The organism is Peribacillus sp. NPDC060253 (assembly GCF_042727425.1).
Lineage (GTDB): Bacteria > Bacillota > Bacilli > Bacillales > DSM-1321 > Peribacillus.
This window is the reverse complement of sequence record NZ_JBHXAS010000210.1, coordinates 1-4,707: the sequence shown is the minus strand read 5'-3', so window position 1 is coordinate 4,707 and position 4,707 is coordinate 1. Positions and strand designations below refer to the sequence as shown.

Here is a 4,707-nt window from a genome sequence, read left to right as displayed (position 1 = left end):
CTATAATATTACTTAAATGTCTAATAGTTTACCGTTATATTAAAATCCCTGTTGGTCTCACTGTAGATCTAAAGGTTTATGTTATATTTTTAATGAATAAGTAAATATACCCATAATATAACGCTGAATTTAACCGATATTTAAATAAATGTTAAAAATATAATTCTTTAGTAGGGAGAATGAGATGAAAAAACTAATTTTACCAACTTTCTGTTTTGCAGTGTTGTCTACAGTTGCATTCGAAGAAAAAATATCTGCAGCTCCACTCCACGCAGAACAGACCAATTTTGAAACAAGTGTAATGTATGTCAATGTGAATTCAGGTTCACTCAATATGAGAAAAACTGGGGCGGAAAATGCAAGCATCGTCACAAAGCTGACAAAGGGTACGCAGGTAACGGTGTATTCGGAATCAAAAGGTTGGGCGAAAATCAAAGCCAATGGAAAAGATGGTTATGTCAGTATGAAGTATTTATCGGCAAAGAAGCCGGGGACTTTAACGAAAGCTGCAGTATCGGTTAAAACGACTACTAAATATGTGAATGTTATCACGGGTTCACTGAATGTGAGGAAAACAGGGACGGATAATGGCACCATCGTAACAAAGCTGACCAGAGGCACACAGGTGATGGTGTATTCGGAATCAAATGGTTGGGCAAAGATCAAAGCCAATGGAACAGAGGGTTATGTCAATACCAAGTATCTATCGACGAAGAAACCTGGTACGGTAACTAAAGCTGCAGTATCGGTTAAAGCAACGACAAAGTATGTGAATGTTAGCACGGGTTCACTGAATATGAGAAAAACAGAGACGGATAATGCAAGCATAGTTGCGAAGCTGACCAGAGGCACTCAGGTAACGGTGTATTCGGAATCAAAAGGTTGGGCGAAAATCAAAGCTAATGGAAAAGATGGTTATGTCAATACCAAGTATCTATCGACGACAAAGCCTGGTACGGTAACTAAAGCTGCAGCATCAGTTAAAACAACAACGAAATATGTGAATGCAAGCACGCTTAATATGCGAAAAAGCGGGACGGCAAGTGCTAGCATAATTACGAGGCTTTCAAAAGGAACGAAGGTAACGGTATATTCGGAATCAAAAGGTTGGGCGAAGATTAAAGCCAATGGAAAAGAAGGATATGTCAGCACGAAATATCTATCGACAGCAAAGCCAGGATCAGGATCTAATATATCCGCACCTGTAAAGACGACGACCAAATATGTGAATGCAAGTACGCTCAATATGCGGAAAAGCGGGACGGCAAGTGCAAGCATAGTCGCGAGGCTTTCAAAAGGAACGAAGGTAACGGTATATTCGGAGACCAAGGGTTGGGCGAAAATCAAAGCCAACGGAAAAGAAGGATATGTCAGCACCAAATATCTATCGACAGCAAAGCCAGGATCGGGCTCCAATATATCCACACCTGAAAAGACGACAACGAAATTTGTGAATGTAAGTTCCGGCACGCTCAATATGCGAAAAAGCGGGACGGCAAGTGCAAGCATAGTCGCGAAGCTTTCAAAAGGAACGAAGGTAACGGTGTATTCGGAATCCAAAGGTTGGGCGAAGATCAAAGCCAATGGAAAAGACGGACATGTCAGCACCAAATATCTATCGACTACAAAACCAGTAACGGAATCCAAGCCATCCACACCTGAAAAAACGACAACGAAATATGTAAATGTTGATTCTGGAACACTCAATTTGCGAAAAAGCGGGACAGATAGCGCGAGCATAGTCGCGAAGCTGACAAATGGCACGGAGGTAACGGTATATTCGGAATCCCAAGGATGGGCGAAGATCAAAGCAAATGGGAAAGAAGGGTATGTCAGCACGAAATATCTTTCGACAACAAAGCCGGTAACTGAATCAAAACCATCCGTCCCTGAAAAAACGACGACGAAATATGTAAATGTAAGCTCAGGAACGCTCAATATGCGGAATAAACCGTCTGAAGATGCTTCCGTCATTGTGAAATTGGCAAGAGGTATAGAGGTAGAAGTCATCTCGGAATCAAATGGTTGGTCAAAAATTAAAGCGTATGGCGGAGAAGGATACGTCAATACGAAATATCTATCAGCAACAAAGCCTGGTCCTATAACGGAAAGTCCAAATCCGAATCCAGGCGGTGAAGAAACGACGTTAGTAAAATATGTAGATGTGAGTGATGGCTCCAGTTTAAATATGCGCTCATCAGCATCAACGTCCGGTTCAATTATTGCTAAGCTTATAAACAAAACGGCTGTAACGGTGTATTCCGAGTCTAATGGCTGGTCAAGAATAACGGCGAATGGAAAAACGGGTTATGTCAGTTCTAAATATTTATCAGCCAAAGCACCGGAAAGTCCAGGGGGCTCTAATGGATCGATCGTCAGGATCGATAAAGCGTATAATCTGACAATGGACAAGATGGTTGAAATTCAAATGGCTGCAAATGGTCAAACGGATAAAAGGTATAAAACCTACATACGCGAGGATGGCTTAACCTTAATCAATTCAACAACGGGCACCGTTAAAGGAACCGGCTGGCGTGTAAGGGGCGGAGCAGGATCTAATTATTGGGTAGTCGGTGCTGTCAGCAATAATCAATCACTGAATATTAATTCAAAAGTCAAAGGCTCTGACGGGTACTATTGGTATGAAGTGAATTATAACAAGACATGGGTAAATGCTAGTCTAGAAGACATACGGTATAATCTAAATCCTGATAATTTCGTAAATGATCCAGTTCATTCATACCAATTCGTTAAGCTCTCTCAAGTCACCAACATGAATGTTTCTGAAGTGAATGATAGAATCCTTTCCGGTAAAGGAATTTTACAAGGCAAAGCAGCAACCTTCACTTCGGCAGGTGAAAAGTATGGAGTGAATGAAATTTACCTGATCTCTCACGCCCTCCTGGAAACGGGGAATGGTACTTCACCATTAGCAACAGGTGTAAAGGTGAATGGGAAAACGGTCTATAATATGTATGGAGTGGGAGCTTATGACGGAACAGCGTTAAGCAGCGGGGCACAATACGCATATAATGCAGGCTGGTTCACTCCGGAAGCGGCCATCATAGGCGGTGCCGAATTTATCGCCAAAGGATATATCTCTGCTGGACAGGATACGCTGTACAAAATGAGATGGAATCCTACAGCAGCCGAGAAGTATGGATATGCTTCACACCAGTACGCAACGGATATTGGTTGGGCAACAAAGCAAGTGAAACAGATTTATAATTTATATAGTTTATTAGATTCCTATAAATTGACGATAGAAGTTCCTAAGTACAAATAAACAATCAATAAAAAACACATGAGTCTTATCTCATGTGTTTTTTGCCTCTCAAACTATCTTGAAGCTTATGATTTACAGAGTTATCGACGAAAGGTGCAATTATTTCTCCGGAAATGAAATAAATCGATGAAAGGTGTCATTATTTCTCCGGAAGTGGAGATAGATCGACGGAAAGTGTCAGTATATCGCCGGAAATGGAGATATATCTGCGAAAAGTACCAATTTATCTTCGGAAAAGAAGATAGATCGACGAAAAGTGCCAGAATATCTCCGGAAGTGAAGATATATCGACGAAAAGTGTCAGTATATCTCCGAAAATGGAGATATATCAACGAAAGGTGCCAGAATATCGCCGGAAATGGAGATAGATCGACGAAAGGTGTCAGTATATCGCCGGAAATGGAGAAATATCGACGAAGGGTGCCAGAATATCTCCGGAAGTGAAGATAGATGACGAAAAGTGCCAGAATATCTCCAGAAATGGAGATATACCGATGAAAGGTGCCAGAATATCGCCGGAAATGGAGAAATATAGACGAAAGGTGCCAGAATATCGCCGGAAATGGAGATAGATCGGCGAAAAGTGTCAGTATATCGCCGGAAATGGAGAAATATCGACGAAGGGTGCCAGAATATCTCCGGAAGTGAAGATAGATGACGAAAAGTGCCAGAATATCTCCGGAAGTGAAGATAGATCGACGAAAAGTGCCGGTATATCTCCGGAAATGGAGATATACCGATGAAACGTGTCATTATTTCTCCGGAAATGGAGATAGATCGACGAAAGGTGCCAGAATATCGCCGGAAGTGAAGATAGATCGACGAAAGGTGCCAGTATATCGCCGGAAATGAAGATATATCGACGAAAAGTGTCATTTTATCTCCGAAAATGGAGATATATCAACGAAAGGTACAATTATATCTCCGAAATGATAGATCGACTAATTTTCATCTTTATCCTTTGCTATAATATCCTTAACGACATCTTCGATCGTTACTACTCCCAATGCCTTTTCCAAGGCAAGTTCAGCAACTGAAAAGATGGGCTCTATTGCACCCTGTATGTTTCTTCCAACAAGACAAGCTGGATTAGGATTTTCATGTATTCCGAATAACTCTTTGTCGGACAGTACGTTAACAGCTTGATAAACATCAAGCAAAGTAATTTCCGATAATTCCTTGGCTAATGTTGCACCAGCGATGCCTGGCCGAACGTTCACTAAACCTGCAGTCTTAAGCATTCCGGTGATTTTTCTGATTAAGGCAGGGTTGGTGTTTACACTTTTGGCAATAAAATCAGAAGTGTTAACGCCTTCTTTATTTATTTCTAAAAGAGATAATATATGGATTCCTACGGAAAAACGGGTACTGATTGACATTTTTATCTCTCCTTTAAAATCTCTATTCTTATATAGCATAAA

General features: G+C 41.0%; 3 protein-coding genes. 2 read left to right on the top strand and 1 reads right to left on the bottom strand.

Annotated features, from left to right (window positions below; genetic code table 11):
• The first annotated feature begins 184 nt into the window (after positions 1-184).
• Together ACFWE9_RS25990 and ACFWE9_RS25985 are read left to right on the top strand one after the other, a co-directional pair.
• Positions 185-3,286: an SH3 domain-containing protein gene (locus ACFWE9_RS25990; RefSeq protein WP_230158916.1), complete on the top strand. Its 3,102-nt coding sequence runs from the start codon at positions 185-187 to the stop codon at positions 3,284-3,286.
• Positions 3,287-3,940: 654 nt separating this feature from the next.
• Complete coding sequence (locus ACFWE9_RS25985; protein WP_230158917.1) at positions 3,941-4,138, top strand: hypothetical protein; 198 nt, start codon at positions 3,941-3,943, stop codon at positions 4,136-4,138.
• 89 nt (positions 4,139-4,227) lie between these two features.
• Here the strand turns inward: ACFWE9_RS25985 and ACFWE9_RS25980 are convergent, their stop codons facing one another.
• Positions 4,228-4,665 (bottom strand): Rrf2 family transcriptional regulator, encoded by a 438-nt coding sequence (locus ACFWE9_RS25980; RefSeq protein WP_230158918.1) that lies wholly within the window; start codon positions 4,663-4,665, stop codon positions 4,228-4,230.
• Positions 4,666-4,707: the final 42 nt, after the last annotated feature.

Excerpts from the sequence above, each read along its gene's own strand:
- ACFWE9_RS25990 (WP_230158916.1), top strand. The coding sequence starts at position 185 with ATGAAAAAACTAATTTTACCAACTTTCTGTTTTGCAGTGTTGTCTACA.
- ACFWE9_RS25985 (WP_230158917.1), top strand. The coding sequence starts at position 3,941 with ATGACGAAAAGTGCCAGAATATCTCCGGAAGTGAAGATAGATCGACGA.
- ACFWE9_RS25980 (WP_230158918.1), bottom strand. The coding sequence starts at position 4,665 with ATGTCAATCAGTACCCGTTTTTCCGTAGGAATCCATATATTATCTCTT.